This is a genomic window from uncultured Clostridium sp. (genome assembly GCF_947039605.1).
In the GTDB taxonomy this organism is placed as follows: Bacteria; Bacillota; Clostridia; order Clostridiales; family Clostridiaceae; genus Sarcina.
Genome location: NZ_CAMQZG010000059.1, coordinates 1 through 16,630 on the forward strand (window position 1 = coordinate 1; position 16,630 = coordinate 16,630).

The following is a 16,630-nucleotide window of genomic DNA, read 5'->3' on the forward strand; positions in this document are numbered from 1 at the left end:
TTGTATTTCTCTCATCTTCAAACTCTTCACCTAAAAAGACTTTTACTATATAATCGCTAAAATAACTTACTACAATTTTAATAGTCGAGAAGTTCAGTGTTATAACTGAACCCTCACTAAAGTACTCTTCAAAACTTCTTGTTTTATCTGTATATACTTCAAATTTTTTATTTAAAATCTCTCTATAATTTAACACTCTTCTCACCAAAACAAACTATTTATTGTTTGTACCCCATTCATCTATTTGCTTTTGCATTTCAACCATAATATCATCTAACCCTTGTTCTTTAAGTTTTGAATTAAACTTAGCTAAATATTCTTTATTATCTACAGAACCACTATATACAGTTGTTTTAAATTCTTCTAAAACATTATTTATCGCTGCAACTTGATTACTTACAGATTCTGCATTAAACTTAAATCCTAAAGCTATTGATTCCTTAGCCGCATTATTAAACTCTTTAAACTCATCCCATTTAGTCAATGGTTCTGAATCAAAAACATGAGTTATAAATAAATTTCCAAGTGTATAATATGGAACACTATAATTATCAGCTTTCTGTGTTAAAGTAACCTTACCTTCATCATTTTTAGTATAATGAGTTCCTTCTATTCCAAAGTTTAATAAATTCCTTATATATTCATCTGTATTTAGGAAATTTAAAAACTCTACTGATTTTTCAGGATTTTTTGATACTTTAGATACTCCTATCATAGACCCTGTAGTCGATCCATTAGTTATATATGAATCCATAATTTGAGTTGCAACTACTTCAAAACCTAGTTCTTCCGTCCAAATTTGTTCAGCATATGGTTGTCCATCCGCTTTTGTTACAAATCTTTTTCTTGTATTTTCTGTTTTTGCAGTTGATGAATCTGGATTTATATATCCTAAGTCATAATATCTATTTAGAGTTTCTAAAGTTTTTTTCATGTCCTTTGTTTCAAATAAATTTTTAATTTTTAAATCTTTTTGATTATATTCAACACCAGCTGGTTCAACTAATAAATCAAAATATAATGGTGGAGTAAATCCGCCTGTTATATATAGTGGAACAACATCTGGTTCATTTTCTTTTATAACCTTTAACCAAGGCTCTAAATCCTCAAGTGTTTTCAATTCTTCGTGTGGTATATCATATTTATCAATATATTCTTTAGTAAATACCCACATAGGAGCTGTTGCTATTTCTTTTTGGTTTGGAACTGCGTATGTTTTGCCATCAACTTTTGCCCCATCCCAAAATCTTTGATCTATTTCATCTTTCATATCTTTACCTATATTATCTAAATAAGGATCAAGTTCTATAAAGGCTCCTTTTCTAGCATTACCAAGATAGTCTCCTGCCCATGAACAAGTAAATGCTAAATCATAATTTTCTCCTGTATTCATTATGACACTCATCTTTTGAGTATAATCTCCATAATCTATAAAATTCATATCAATATTTACACCAATTTTTTCACCAAGATATTTATTAGCTTCTGCAACAACTAGATCTTTATCAATTGGTTCTTGACCTATTGTATACCATTTTAATGTAGTTATCTCTTTATCTGCTGTTTTCCCACCTGAACTCTTAGCATCACTTCCACATCCTGCTAAAGTTCCTGTTGCAACTAAACACACAAGTAACATTGATAATATTTTTTTCACCTTCATATAAATTCCCCTTTTCACCTTTTTTATTTTCCTATGAATTTTCTTCTTTGAAAACGTTTTTCTTATAATTCTATTTTAATATTTCCACCCAAAAATAGTAATAATAAAAATTCAACTTTCATATAAAAATTTCTACATTCTCAAAAAGATATACTACTTTTTTCTTAGTAGTATATCTTTTTGCTCCTAATTTTTTATTTCTCTTAAAACACTTGGACAAATTCCATATTGTTTTTTAAAATTTCTACAAAAATAACTGGTATCTATATACCCAACCTCTTTTGCTATCTTATTAATTTTTATATTACTATTTAATAATAAATCTCTTGCCTTATTGTTTCTAGTAGTAAGCACATACTCTGCAAAAGACATCCCAACTTCTTTTTTAAAAAGTTGTCCAAGATATGATATATTTACGTTATACTCATACCCAATAACTTTTAAACTCAATTCCTCTTTATATTCATTAGTAACTTTTTTGATAACTTGTCTAATCACAGGACTATATAATTGTGAAACCTCAGTAATTTCAAATATTATTTTTTTTATTTTATCTATTAAACTTATTTTTATATTTTCTAGTTTATATTCAGCATTTAACTCTAAAATTTCATCTCTTAAAGTTAAGTTTCTTTTTTCACCCATATTAAACTCTTTATAAATCCCATCAATCATTATTATTATTTTCATAGTTAAATCATGTATTTCTATTGGTGTTATTCCATTTATAGAAAATATTTGTTCAATATAATCAATAACTTCATTTTCTTTTTTTGAGGTAATTAATTTATTTAAATTTATTATTTCATTTTCAAATCTAAATACCTTATTATTATGACTATTTTCAAATTCAAACTTTATATCCTCAAAAAATATTGTATTTTTATAACCACAAACCAATATATATTTTTTCATATACTGACATTGTGTAAAACTGTCTACAAGTTCCATAAAAGTCTTTTTTCTTTCACTAACGCTTACAAATATATTTTCAGCTAGCTCATCTAAAACTTTATTTAATATTTCACTTAGCATTTTTTCAATACTGCTTTTTGATTGAAATTTTTTAATTTTTTTAATAAAAACTATACTACCATCACTTAATAATATAAGTTCTGAGTCTATTATTTTTTGCTTCTTTAATTTCTCAAATACAATAGAACTATTCATCTCTGCTATTAAATTAAACATAATATAATTTTCATCAAACATATCTATATTTAAAACATCTTTTAAGTCCCATATATCATTAAACTGCCTTTTTCCATTTAAAAATTCTACTAGTTTTATATTTTTATTGATTAAAGTATTTTCTTTTTTCTTTTTTTCAGCATTTTTAACAACTATATTTTGAACTTCCTTTTTAATTTCACTTAGTGCAGCTGGTTTTAACAAATAAGCTTGGACACCAAACTCAATAGCTTTTTTAGCATATGAAAAATTATCATAGCCACTTAGTACAATAACATATACATTCTCATTTAAACTTTTTATTGTACTAAGTAATTCAAGTCCTGAACATCTTGGCATATTAATATCAGTTATAACAATATCTACAGGTTTTTCCTTGAACATCTCAATAGCTTCTAAACCATCATAAGCTACACTTACAACTTCAGCCCCTATACTATCCCATTCAATAGATTTTCTTAACCCCTCACTTATTAAAACATCATCATCAACTAGCATAACTTTCATGACTACACACACCCTTTTCTTGGAATTTTTAATATTACTTTTATTCCTTGTAATTGACTATTTTTAATTTCAATACCAAAATCATCTCCACATAAATTTTTTATTCTTTTATTTATATTTTCAAGTCCAATTGAAGATGTTTTCATATCCTCATTATTTATTAAATTGTTTAATTCCCTTAACTTTTCATCACTCATACTTCTTCCATTATTCTCTATACATACATAAACTGAATTACCAATTTCATTTACAGTTATTTTTATAATATTTTTATCAGCTTCAAGTTCGATACCATGAATTAAATAATTTTCAATAATTGGCTGTAATATAAGTTTTGGCACTTTCACCTCTTCTAATCCATCATCAATCTCTATATAATAGTCAAACTTTTTATCATATCTAAACTTAAATAATTCTAAATACCGTTCGCAATAGTATAATTCTAGCTCTATATCTATTATGTCTTTCTCTTTTATCTGACTCCTAAATAAAATTGATAAATTATAAATCATTTCTGCAACATTTCGATTTCCATCTGATAATGCTTTCATTCTAATAGCATCTAATGTGTTATATAAAAAATGAGGGTTTATTTGACTTTGAAGATACTTCATCTCTGAAGTTTTCTTTTCAATTTCAGACATATACACCTTATTTATGTGCCCCTCAAGTTCCTCACACATAAAATTAAGTTCATGTGCAATATATCCAATTTCATCTTCATTAATATCCTCAATTTTATACTTTAAATTTCCACGCCTAACATTTGTAGTTAGCTCTAATATATTATTTAATCTGTTATTTATCTTTTTTATCCTTACTACAATAAAAATACTAGATATAACTAAAATTAAAAGAGCTATTATCAAAATTTCTATATAAAATTCATTCGGTAAATATTTAAATATATTTTTTTCTACACTACCGATAATAGATATATCATTTCCTAGATACCCTACATTATAATAACTAGAATCAACTAGAAATTCTGTTAAATATCTATCTAAAAAATCATTTTCTTTTTCACCTAAAATGCTATTATTCCTTGAAAATCCTATATTTCCATATGAATCTTTAATTAATATATTATTTTCATATCCATGCTTTTTATGAATCTCATTTATCTTCTCTATATCAAACTCGATAATCATATATCCCTTTTGTTTAAAGCTAAAATCCTCATTTATTCTTATAATATAATTTATAAAATTTTTATTTAAAATAACTCTTTTATTTTCAAGATAACTTAAATTAATTCCTTCATCAATATTTACATATCTATCTTTATCAAACTTAGTAAACGTATTCTTATCAATCGAAACCATTGTTATTGTGTTAATATCTGAAAAACTTTCAAACATTTCTCTTATTTTACTTTCTACATTAACCTTACTAAATCTACTTGATTCCCCTATTTTCATTTTTCTATATTCAATCAAGTCATAATCTAAAAACTTTGCAAATTCTATTCCATTAATTTCATTCTTATATAACCCTTGTTCTATCGCATCCACAGTTTTTTTATGTCCATCTAAAAAAGAATAAACCTCATCAACTAATTGTTTATTATTATACTTTTTCTCAATCATAATATTGTTAGTTGTATACCAAAAGAAATAGAGCCCTAATCCAAAAACTATAAATATTGCTACACATCCATACATTACAAATAATTTATTATATAAATTTCTTCTTTTACTCATTATCTCCCCCATTTTGTATATTTATATTGCTATTTATATTTTCGTATACTTTTCTTAAAAATAAAGGTAAATAGCATACGAAACATATACTATTTACCTTATATGCTAATCTAGCATATTTTTGATGTTTAAAAATATAATATCTGCCCCTGCGCTCTTTAATATAATTTTTTCGCCTATTCCAATTGCAAACATATTAGCTTTCTTTATAGCTTGTACTCCAACTATTGAATCTTCTATTCCTATACATTCACAAGGTTCTAATTTTAATTTTTTTGCAACATCTAAAAATATATCTGGTGCTGGTTTACTTTTTAGCTCACTACTCAACTCTGCTATATAATCAAATTCATCATATATGTTTAATTGTTTTAAAATCAAACTTGCATTTTTGCTTGCTGATGCTACTCCTAATTTTATATTTTTTAATTTCAATTTTTTTATAAGTTCTCTAACCCCATCTAAAATATCATCCTCTGTTAAATTTTTAATTTTTTTTAGATATATTTCATTTTTTTGTATTAGTAAAGCTTCTTTTTCTAAAATTGAATACTTCTCTAAACACCCACCTTTTTTTAATATTTCATCTAGACTTTTTTCTCTACTAAGCCCCTTTAGAGATTCGTTAAACCTTTCATCTATAATAATTCCTAATTCACTTGCTATAACCTTCCATGCAAGGTAATGATATCTTGCTGTATTTGTTATAACTCCATCTAAATCAAAAATAATCCCTTTAATATTATTCATACTCTCACCTACTTTAATAATTAACTATAATTTGCTTTGCAAGATTATAAGCGACATCATTTATAAAAATACTTTCTTTTGCTATTTTTTTAGATGGAATTACTTCAATTTCTTTTTTAGATATTCTTATATATAAAGTAATACCTTTCCATATAATATTAAAATTCAATTTTCCCCACTTATCAGGTAACTTTGGCTTAATGTATAAATTATTTTCTAAAATTCTAACCCCTGCAAAGCCATTAACAACACATTGCCATATCCCCCCAGTAGATGCTGCGTGTATCCCCTCTACTGAACTAAAGTACTCTTCCCCTAAATCTATTCTTGATGCCTTTTCAAAAAGGTCATAAGCAATATTTTTATATCCTAAATCATTTGCTAAAATACAATAAGTTGATAGTGATAGCGATGAATCATGAAGTGTTTTAGGCTCATAATAATCAAAATTGTCTTTTTTAACCTTATTAGTAAATCTATCTTCTAAAAGATAAAATAAAATCATGATATCTGCTTGCTTTGAAATTTGCATATTATTAATTTCCCCAGAATTATAATCCTCAAAAATAGCACCAATACCCTTCTTTTTATACTTTTCTAAATTAGTTATCTTTTTTGACAAATAACTATCATCTTGAGGTATTATTCCACAATTATTTTGTATTGGTATATATAATTTTTTGATAACTCTATTCGCATCTTTAATTAACTTATTTAAATCATACATTGTTATAAATTTAGAATATTTATTATTTGCTGAATTTATTATTTTCTTAGCAAAATACTCTGCAACTTTCAAATTTTCCAAAACCATATAATTTGTAAAAGCATTATTATCTACATGCTCTTTGTATTCATCTGGTCCTATAACATTATTTATCACATATCTTTCTCCATTTTCAGATAGCTCTACTCTACTTATCCAAAACTTAGCTGTTTCAAATAATATTTCATATCCATAATTTATCATAAAATCGTTATCATTTGATATTTTATAATATTGATTTACAGAATATGCAATATCAGCTGTTATATGTTGTTCTATAATACCTGTCCATATTTTATTTTTATTCCCTGTAATCATATCTATATCACCCCACTTTGGAGTAACTTCCCCTTCTTTTGAATTAGCTGTTTCCCATGGATACATTGCACCCTCATATCCATATTCTATAGCTTTTCTTTTAGCACCTTCTAACCCTAAATATCTGTAAATTAATAAATTTCTTGCAACTTTTGGATTAGAGTATAAGAAAAATGGTAAGATGAATATTTCTGTATCCCAAAAAGAATGTCCTTTATAGCCTTTTCCACTTAGCCCCTTAGCTCCTATCCCACATCTTTGATCTTCTGTTGGTGTCATAATAACTAAATGATAAATAGCAAACCTTAATGCTAATATATCAAAAGCATTTTCTGATTCTATATAAAAACCGTACTTATTCCATACCTTAGTATCCCATGCAATTGCACTCTCACTTAATAATTCATCATAACTATATTTATCTATATCTTTTAATCTTGCTAATCCTATATCACTTAACTCTCCACTCTTGCACTCACTATCATTACTTGTATAAATATTAGATATTTTTTCTATTATTAATGATTCATTTTTTTTAAAGTTAGTTCCATAATTTAGCCATAAAGTTCGTTTATCATTTCCACTTGATGATGGCTTGATAAGTTCCTTATTTCTATATAATTTATTATTTGTTGTTACCACAATATCAATATTAGATTGTGTAGTTTTGCTACTAAGTTGCATATATTTACTATCAAATATTCTTTTTTCTCCATCACTAAAATGTTGTGTACTACTATTTGTTATCTGCCCATTAATCCCTGATGATATATCAATTCTCACTTCATTACTCAAACATTCAACTTTTAATTTACTACCTAATAAATGCTTATCCTCTAAAGATGCAAACCTAGAATAATTAAATTTAAAAATCTTCTCACTCTTACTTTTCCATATAAAATTTCTGTTAAGTTCCCCTGATTTTAAATTTAAACTTTTTTCATAACTTAAAATTTCACCAAATTCTAAAGAAACGCTCTCACCATCAACCCTCATATCTATCCCAACTAAATCTGGAAAATTCACTAATTCACTAGTCTCTAGCTTATCAAATCTATTAAAAACCCCTGCAACAAATATGCCACGTTCCTCAAAAATATAGCGTTCTTCTGTTGAACTTCTAACTCCCATATACCCATTACCTAAAGACATAACAGATTCTGATTTAGCAAGTTTATCAGAAGAAAATTCATTTTCTGATAAAATCCAATTTTCAAACTTATTTACCCCTGTATTATATTTCATTTTCCCTCCTAATAATTTTAATTACATATATTCTAACTTAATCTTTCTACTCATGAAATATTAAATAAATATTAACTAGAATTTTTTATATAATTCAAAAATTTTTTATATAAATATCAACTATATTTTCCTAGTACCATTTCATAGAAAATGGTGCTTTTTTATTTATCTATTGCCAAACAGAGAATATTTCTATAAAATTAGAGTAAATAAGTCGGATTTAAAATTTTATGTTAATAACATCAAATTATTTGTAACTAAATAAAACTACAAATTAATTTGATACCCCTATAAAGGAGTGAGCTAAATGAACAGATGTATAATGATATTTCCAAAGTTTAAAAATATGGAGATAATCAATAAAATAAGAGATAAATATGACCCTGCTGCAAAGTTTGTAGAACCACATGTAACTCTAGTATTTCCTTTTGAGAGTGATATAGAAACTGATGTGCTAAAAGAACATGTAAGAACTGCAATTAAAGGGATTAAGCCATTTAAAATGAGTCTTAAGGGAATTACTTCAAAAGAGTCTTTTGATAACTATATATTTGTAGAAGTAGCAAATGGTTCTCATGAGATAATTAAGTTATATAAAAATTTATATACAGGAATTTTAGAAAAGCATCATCCAAACTGGCTACATAACACAAAATTTGTTGCACATATGACAGTTGGAAAATTAGCAACTAAAGAAGAAGTTTTTACAGCACTCAAAGATTTAGCACATATAGATACTTCATTTAAAACTACAATTGATGAAATTGCAGTTGAAATAATAGATATAGATAGTAGTTCTATTATTGAATTTACTGAAAAGCTACTTTAATAATAGCTCTTACTCTATTCTAAAGTATCTAAAATAAGTTACCTTTTTTAATAATAGGTAGCTTATTTTTTTACCATATTTGAATTTTTTTTATTTTTATGAGATAACTATATTGGACAACTAGTCTAATAAGTAAATTATTTAGAATTTTTTTAAATTTGAATTATAATTTACACTTTTAGTAAATTATAATATGTTACAATTATATAAAAAGAGATAATAGGAGTTGATATTATGGCAACTAAAAAAAACAAAAGAGGCGAGCATAGTACAGTAGTTAGAGTTGTATGCTTTATAGCTGCACTAGGTATGATAGCTATGTTTGCAGCTGGTGCTTTTGCAGCTTTTTAATGTGAACTAAAAAGCCTTTAGTCTTTTAACTCAAATAGTACAACCTACTATTAAGTTAAGACTAAAGGCTTTTTCACTTTTTAATATATATATAATAAATATTCTGCATATCTTTATTTAGGTTCATCTAATATAAACTTGTTATTTGATAATCGTCTTAACTCTAATTCTATGATTTTGATTGCATATAAATAGATTTTAGCCATTTTAGAATCATCATAACAACTATGTCTTCTTCTTATTCTATTATTCATTCTTAATAACTTTTCAACCGAATTATCACCTGTTACACTAAACCCTAAACTCTTTAATAACCTTAAAGCTTCATTCCATCCTTCTGGCTTATAATAGGACTCAGTATAATATTCTATTTTTTTCTTTGCAAAAAATTTTTCGCTAAATTTTTCATGCATGATTACTTCCTCCTAATATTCCTTTAATGATGGTTTATTCTTCATCTAAACTTATAATTCTCTCTTAATATACACCCTTATACATATTTTACCATTCAAGAGTATTAATTTCAAACATTTATATTCTTTTTTTCATTTAAATTGTAAAAAGGAACTTTTCTTAAAATTAGAAAAGTTCCTTTTGATTTTATATATTTCTTGCAACCTCATATGAATTCCAAATAGCATACATTATATTTTTAACATTATTAGCATCACCTAATAAATAAATATTTTCAACTTCCATCTTTAAACTATTATATAAATCTTTATTTGATTTATACCCAACTGATAAGATAATAGTATCAGCATCTATAGTTTCCTCTGTTCCATCACTACTTTTAACTATTGCACCCATGCTATCTGCACCTGCTATACTAGTTGATGTTTTAATTTCTACATTTTCAAATTTCAATAAATCTTTAAGCATATCATAATTCATAAATGGAAGATTGTGTGGTCCACCAAGAATTTCATTTGCTGCCTCTATTATAGTAACTTTTCTACCTTTTTGAGCAAGCCATAAAGCTGTTTCACAACCAACAAGCCCAGCTCCAACTATAACTACTTTATCCCCTGCTAAACTTTCATCAACTAAAACCTTATCAGCAGTTTTAACTCTTGAATCAAATCCATTAAGTTTAAGTTCTATAGGTTTTGAACCTGTTGCGATAGCTACAACTTCTGCATTTTTACTTAAAATATCATTCTGTGTTAATGTTGAATTCATATGAATTTCTACATTTAAATCTTTTATTGTTTTTTCATACCATTTTACAAGATTATTATCATCTTTTTTAAAGTTTGGTGCCCCACCTGGAATTATATTTCCTCCAAACTTATCATTTTTCTCATAAATTTCAACTTTATGTCCTCTAATTGCACAAACTCTAGCAAACTCTAGGCCTGCAAGTCCTCCACCTACAATTAAAACTTTTTTACTTATATCAGATTTACCTATATCATAAGTTTTCTCTCTTCCACAAGCAGGGTTTACTGCACATGAAAGTCCTGCTGCCTTAGATATTCTTCCCATACATCCTTCATGACATGATAAGCAAGGTCTTATATCATCTATTTTATTAGTTCTAACTTTATTAACTATATCAGCATCTGCAAGAACTGGTCTTCCAAGTCCTATAATATCAGCTTCTCCATTTTCAATTGCACTAAGTGCTATATCAGGATTATCCATTCTTCCAGCTAATATAACAGGTACATCTACTACTTCTTTAACCATTTTTCCAAAAGGTCTATACATTCCATCTTCAAAATACATAGGAGGATGATTCCAATACCATGAATCATAAGTCCCAGCATCTACATTTAATGCATCATATCCAGCATTAACTAAAATTTTAGCCGCCTCAAGTCCTTCTTCATAGTCTCTTCCAACTTCCTCAAATTCTTCTCCCGGAAGTGCTCCCTCTCTTAATCCCTTCATCATACTCTTTAATGAATATCTTAATGATACAGGAAAATCTTTTCCACAAATACCTTTTATAGCTTTAACTATTTCTGTCGCAAATCTTAATCTATTTTCTAAACTTCCACCAAATTCATCTTCTCTTTTATTATAAAATGAGATTGCAAATTGATCTAATAAATATCCTTCATGAACTGCATGTATTTCTACACCATCAAATCCAGATTTTTTAGCAATTGCTGCTGACATTGCAAACTTTTTAATATAAGTTTTAACTTCCTGTGTTGCAAGCTCTCTATGCTTTATACTAGGTTCCCATCTATTCTCTTGCTCTGATGGTGCTACTGCCTTTCCTCTTAAGAAATTAGGAATAGCTGATCTTCCAAGTCCTGCTGTTAATTGTAAAAATATTTTTGATCCATAAGCATGAACTCTTTCAGTTAAAATTGTTCCACTTTGTACAAAATGAAGTGGACTCTTTGTAACACAAGGAATGCTTGGGTCTTGTAATGGTTCAATTTCATTTTCTACTGTACAAATTCCAGTTATTATAAGGCCTATTCCACCTTTAGCTCTTTCTACATAATAATTAATACCTGCTTCATTAAAAGCCCCTTCATTAGTTGTAAAGCCAACTGGCCCCATAGGTGCCATTGAATATCTATTGGGAATTTCAAGATTACCTATTTTTATACCTTCAAATAATTTAGAATACTTATTACTCATAACAAATCCTCCTACTTTATAAAACATTAACTGAATATATTCACTGAATCTATTCAGTTTTACTATATTTTACCTTTCTTACAATCCATTGTCAATCGTTTTCATTTAAATATTTATATTATTCTCGACTTGTTAAAATTTTCAATTTAGAGGTATTATGATATAATAAATAAAGATTTAAATTAACTAGAAATGCTATTTATACTTAGGAGGTACAATGACTGCAACTTTAACTAGTAGACAACTTAAAGCTATAGATACAAAAAACAAAATACTTTCAACTGCTATGACTTTACTAGAAGAATATGATTTTTCTTCTATAACTATAAATATGATATGTAAAAAGGCAGATGTTTCTGTTGGAACATTTTATTACTACTTTAAATCAATAGATTTTATAATAATTGAAGCTTATAAAAATTTTGATTTACATATTGAAGCGTTACATACAAATGAATTTTTCAACTCCGACCCAATATCAAATTTAAAATCTGTATTAGACCAACAGCTAAAATATACATTAACTTATGATATAAAAATAATATCTCAATTTTATAAAAGTCAAATATCCATTGGAAATGAATATTTCACATCAATTGATAGATATTTGCCATTCTTAATGAAATCATTTATTGAAAATGCAAAAGAAAATAACTTAATAACTTCTAATTTAGATACTAAAGATTTAATATCTGACTTACTATGTATTTCTCGTGGTTGCATATATAACTCATGTCTTAAAAATAATACAGATATGCTTGTTGAAAATGGTAATAAACTTATCAATATCTATATCAACTCTTTTGAAATATAATATTTATCCATAAATAAAAAAAACTCACTATGGCAAACTTAATTACCATAGTGAGTTTTAATTTTAATTATTTTCTTAATTCAAATCTATCAGCATTCATAACTTTATTCCATGCATTAACAAAATCTTTTAAGAATTTGTTTTTAGAATCTGAACTTGCATATATTTCTGTGATAGCTCTTAATTGTGAATTTGATCCGAAGATTAAATCTACGCTTGTAGCTGTCCATTTTTGTTTTCCTGTGCTTCTATCTGTACCAATGTATAAGTGCTCATCATCTGAACTTTGATCCCATGATGTTGCCATATCAAGTACATTAACGAAGAAGTCATTAGATAATACTCCAGGGTTCTCTGTTAATACACCAGATTTTGATCCTTCATGGTTTATATCAAGTACTCTAAGTCCACCTAATAATACTGTTAATTCAGGTGCTGTTAAAGTAAGTAATTGAGCTTTATCAACCATTAACTCTTCTAATGGTACACTAAAGTTAAACTTAGCATAATTTCTAAATGCATCTGTAGCTGGCTCTAATACTTCAAATGATTTAACATCTGTTTGCTCTACTAAGGCATCTGTTCTACCAGCTGTGAAAGGTACATTTAATTCAATATTAGCTTTTTTAGCTGCTATTTCTATACCAACATTACCAGCTAATACAATTATATCTGCTAATGTAGCTTTTTTATTTCCATTTTGTTTTTTGTTGAATGCTTCAACAACAGCTTCAAGTTTTGAAAGTTTTCTTTCAAGTTCTTTAGGCTCATTTATTTCCCAATCTTTTTGAGGAGCAAGTCTTAATCTAGCACCATTAGCACCACCTCTAAAGTCAGTTCCTCTATAAGTAACTGCTGAAGCCCATGCTGTTGAAACTAAATCAGATACTGAAAGTCCTGATGCTTCTATCATAGATTTTAATTCTTTAATATCATTTTCATTTATAACTTCGAAGTCTACAGCTGGAACTGCATCTTGCCAAATAAACTCTTCACTTGGAACTTGGCTACCTAAATACTTAGATGTTGGTCCCATATCTCTGTGAGTAAGTTTAAACCATGCTCTAGCGAATGCTTTTTCGAATTCATCATGATTCTCATGGAATCTTCTTGATATTGGTCCATATATAGGATCCATTCTTAAAGCCATATCTGCTGTTGTCATCATTGGGAATTCTTTTTTATCTGCATCATGTGCTGATGGAACTGCTTTAGCTTCTGGGTTTGCTGGTATCCACTGCCAAGCACCTGCTGGACTCTTAACTAGATCCCAATCATATCCGAATAAGTTATCAAAGTATCCTGTATCCCATTTAACTGGGTTCTTTGTCCAAGCACCTTCTATACCACTAGATATAGTATCGTTACCTTTACCAGTTTTAAACTTACTTAACCAACCGAATCCCATTGCTTTGATAGGCGCTGCTTCTGGCTCTGGTCCAACATTTGCTGCATCTCCAGCTCCGTGACATTTACCAAAAGTATGTCCTCCAGCTACTAGGGCAACTGTTTCTTCATCATCCATTCCCATTCTCTCGAAAGTTTCTCTAATATCTTTACCTGAAGCTACTGCACTAGGTTGTCCATTAGGACCTTCTGGGTTAACATATATTAATCCCATTTGAACTGCTGCAAGAGGATTCTCTAAATCTTTTTCTTCCCCTCTTTTGTTCTCTAACCATTCTTTTTCTTTACCCCAGTATACATCTTCTTCTGGCTCCCATATATCTACACGTCCTCCAGCAAAACCAACCATGTCAAGACCCATGTCCTCAAATGCGCAGTTTCCTGTTAAGATCATAAGATCAGCCCAAGATAATTTATTTCCGTATTTTTGTTTGATAGGCCAAAGAAGTCTTCTTGCCTTATCTAAGTTAACATTATCAGGCCAGCTGTTTAATGGTGCAAATCTTTGATTTCCTGTATTAGCACCTCCACGACCATCTCCTGTTCTGTAAGTTCCTGCACTGTGCCATGCCATTCTTATAAAGAAAGGACCATAGTGTCCGTAATCTGCAGGCCACCATTCTTGTGAGTCAGTCATTAAAGCTTTTATGTCCTCTTTAACTGCTTCTAAATTTAATGAATTAAATTCTTTGATATAATCAAAATCAGATTCCATTGGTGAAACCTTTGCTGAATTTTGGCTTAAAACTTTTAAGTTTAATTGATTTGGCCACCATTCTTTGTTTGAAGTTCCCTCGCTAAAAGTAACCTTTTCTGTGTTATTTTCTTTGCTCATCTTTCCTGTAAATGGACATTTTCCCATAATAATTGCCTCCTTAAGTTAATTTCATTATTCTGCAGTTCTGAACTGCTATCTGATATTATTATATAATAATTATTATTATTTGACAACTATTATGAATTATTATTTCATTACTTATTAGATCTTATTATAGATCTAATAAGTAATGAAATGATTATTAATTTACCATATTTTTATTAAAATTCTATTTTTAATAATTTTTCGGCAAAATTTATACTAATTACTAACATTATAAATAATTAATTATATATTTTTTTATTTTTCTTATTTAAAAATCCCTTCCTATTATATACTATAAATTTACTGCTTCTTAAACTTATATTTATGCTATAAAAATATATCCAAACTTTCAAATCTGCTTAATTCTAATTAGACTTGCTATTAAACATTTAAAATACTATCTAAATTTAAAGCTCTAACCAATACTTAATAAAGTATTATACAAAATTTATATATCTAAATAATTATTACTATACATAATAACTTTCTAATTTATATTAATATTTACGTATAATATATTTATTTTTTTGTATTTTTATATTATAATATTAGTAATATTTATAAAATATATTTTGTATAAAGGAGTTGTGGAAATTGAAAAACTTTAAATTTATAGCAATTGGAACATTAAAAGGTGGAGTTGGTAAAAGCACAACAGTTGTGTCACTTTCTTCTATCCTTGCTAGTCTTAATAAAAAAGTTCTTATACTTGATGCAGACCCACAAGCAAATACTTCATCATATCTTGGACTTGATGAAACTGAGGATAATTACATTAGTATAAAAGATTTATTTGATGATAGGCAAGTACCCCCTTCTACTTTAGTAAAAAAAACTGAAGTAGCGAATCTAGATATTATAGGCAGTACTATTTACCTTACTGCAACTGAGCGAAAGTTTAATACAATGTCATTTGCAGAACAACAATTAAAAAAATATATTGATAGAAATATTGAATTTTTTAATCAATATGATTACATAATTGCAGATACAAACCCCTCTATGTCAAAAACTAACCAAAATGTATTTGTTGCTTCTGATAAAATTATTTGTGTTAGTGATATAGGAATTGGAAGTCATAAAGGAATAGAATTATTTGATTATCTTTTAGGTGAACTTGCTGAAGAATCTGAACTTAATCTAAAAATAGATGCACTTCTTTTAAATAAATTTAAAAGAACAAATAAACTTAGTAAAGAATATTTAGAGTATTTAAATGATGATGAACTTACAAGTACTATTCTTCTAAAAAATACTATAAAAGATTCTGTAAGACTTGCTGAGGCAGAACTTGAACAAACACCGCTTACATTATACAAACCTGCAAAAAAATCTTGTGAAGAGTTTAAGCTAGTTGTAGAAGAACTTATAAAAAAAGGAGTTTTATAATATGGCTAAAAATAGATTTAAACAAGCTAAAAAAGAAGATGCTATAAAAGCAATCTTTAGCTCAGATACAGAAAATACTTTAATTGAAACTCCTAGTTCGCCTATAGAAATAAGCGATACTGTTGAAATATTAAACAATCCACCTATAAATATAGATACTATACAAAAAATATCTGATAACCTTGATGCTCCAACAGTTATCAAGATGGATAAACTAGGTGTATCTATTAA

At 27.4% G+C, this 16,630-nt stretch carries 13 protein-coding genes; 4 read left to right on the plus strand and 9 right to left on the minus strand.

Translation table 11 applies throughout. From position 1 onward, the window contains the following. The 6 genes from Q0V24_RS15105 to Q0V24_RS15130 form a co-directional block, all read right to left on the minus strand. The coding region (locus tag Q0V24_RS15105; RefSeq protein WP_297522674.1) for a hypothetical protein at window positions 1-205 on the minus strand (205 nt) is incomplete at its 3' end. 9 nt (window positions 206-214) lie between these two features. Further along, entirely contained in the window at window positions 215-1,663 is a 1,449-nt protein-coding gene (locus Q0V24_RS15110) for an ABC transporter substrate-binding protein (protein ID WP_297522676.1), read from the minus strand. A gap of 186 nt (window positions 1,664-1,849) precedes the next feature. Further along, window positions 1,850-3,361: a response regulator gene (locus tag Q0V24_RS15115; RefSeq protein ID WP_297522677.1), complete on the minus strand. Its 1,512-nt coding sequence runs from the start codon at window positions 3,359-3,361 to the stop codon at window positions 1,850-1,852. Window positions 3,362-3,363: 2 nt separating this feature from the next. Then, window positions 3,364-5,064, minus strand: coding sequence for a histidine kinase (locus Q0V24_RS15120; protein ID WP_297522679.1), 1,701 nt, complete (start codon window positions 5,062-5,064; stop codon window positions 3,364-3,366). 105 nt (window positions 5,065-5,169) lie between these two features. Then, window positions 5,170-5,814 carry a beta-phosphoglucomutase gene (pgmB, locus tag Q0V24_RS15125; protein ID WP_297522680.1) on the minus strand — a complete coding sequence of 215 codons (645 nt, stop codon included), beginning with the start codon at window positions 5,812-5,814 and terminating at the stop codon, window positions 5,170-5,172. Between the two features lie 13 nt (window positions 5,815-5,827). Further along, window positions 5,828-8,143: a glycosyl hydrolase family 65 protein gene (locus tag Q0V24_RS15130; RefSeq protein WP_297522682.1), complete on the minus strand. Its 2,316-nt coding sequence runs from the start codon at window positions 8,141-8,143 to the stop codon at window positions 5,828-5,830. A gap of 307 nt (window positions 8,144-8,450) precedes the next feature. Here Q0V24_RS15130 and Q0V24_RS15135 point away from each other — a divergent pair, with 307 nt between their 5' ends. Further along, window positions 8,451-8,972, plus strand: a complete 522-nt coding sequence (locus Q0V24_RS15135) for a 2'-5' RNA ligase family protein (RefSeq protein ID WP_297522683.1) — start codon at window positions 8,451-8,453, stop codon at window positions 8,970-8,972. A gap of 464 nt (window positions 8,973-9,436) precedes the next feature. Here the strand turns inward: Q0V24_RS15135 and Q0V24_RS15140 are convergent, their stop codons facing one another. Together Q0V24_RS15140 and Q0V24_RS15145 are read right to left on the minus strand one after the other, a co-directional pair. Beyond that, window positions 9,437-9,736 (minus strand): hypothetical protein, encoded by a 300-nt coding sequence (locus Q0V24_RS15140; protein WP_297522685.1) that lies wholly within the window; start codon window positions 9,734-9,736, stop codon window positions 9,437-9,439. Window positions 9,737-9,923: 187 nt separating this feature from the next. Continuing rightward, a complete protein-coding gene (locus tag Q0V24_RS15145) occupies window positions 9,924-11,927 on the minus strand; it encodes an FAD-dependent oxidoreductase (protein ID WP_297522687.1) in 2,004 nt (667 codons plus the stop codon). 217 nt (window positions 11,928-12,144) lie between these two features. On the opposite strand from Q0V24_RS15145, the gene Q0V24_RS15150 reads away from it, so the two are divergent. Beyond that, window positions 12,145-12,741 carry a TetR/AcrR family transcriptional regulator gene (locus Q0V24_RS15150; protein ID WP_297522689.1) on the plus strand — a complete coding sequence of 199 codons (597 nt, stop codon included), beginning with the start codon at window positions 12,145-12,147 and terminating at the stop codon, window positions 12,739-12,741. Window positions 12,742-12,808: 67 nt separating this feature from the next. Here Q0V24_RS15150 and katG read toward each other — a convergent pair whose 3' ends face one another. After that, entirely contained in the window at window positions 12,809-14,983 is a 2,175-nt protein-coding gene (gene katG, locus Q0V24_RS15155; RefSeq protein WP_297522695.1) for a catalase/peroxidase HPI, read from the minus strand. 621 nt (window positions 14,984-15,604) lie between these two features. On the opposite strand from katG, the gene Q0V24_RS15160 reads away from it, so the two are divergent. Together Q0V24_RS15160 and Q0V24_RS15165 are read left to right on the plus strand one after the other, a co-directional pair. Beyond that, window positions 15,605-16,399 (plus strand): ParA family protein, encoded by a 795-nt coding sequence (locus tag Q0V24_RS15160; protein ID WP_297522691.1) that lies wholly within the window; start codon window positions 15,605-15,607, stop codon window positions 16,397-16,399. A gap of 1 nt (window position 16,400) precedes the next feature. Then, window positions 16,401-16,630: hypothetical protein (locus Q0V24_RS15165; protein WP_297522693.1), on the plus strand; the 230-nt coding region annotated here is incomplete at its 3' end.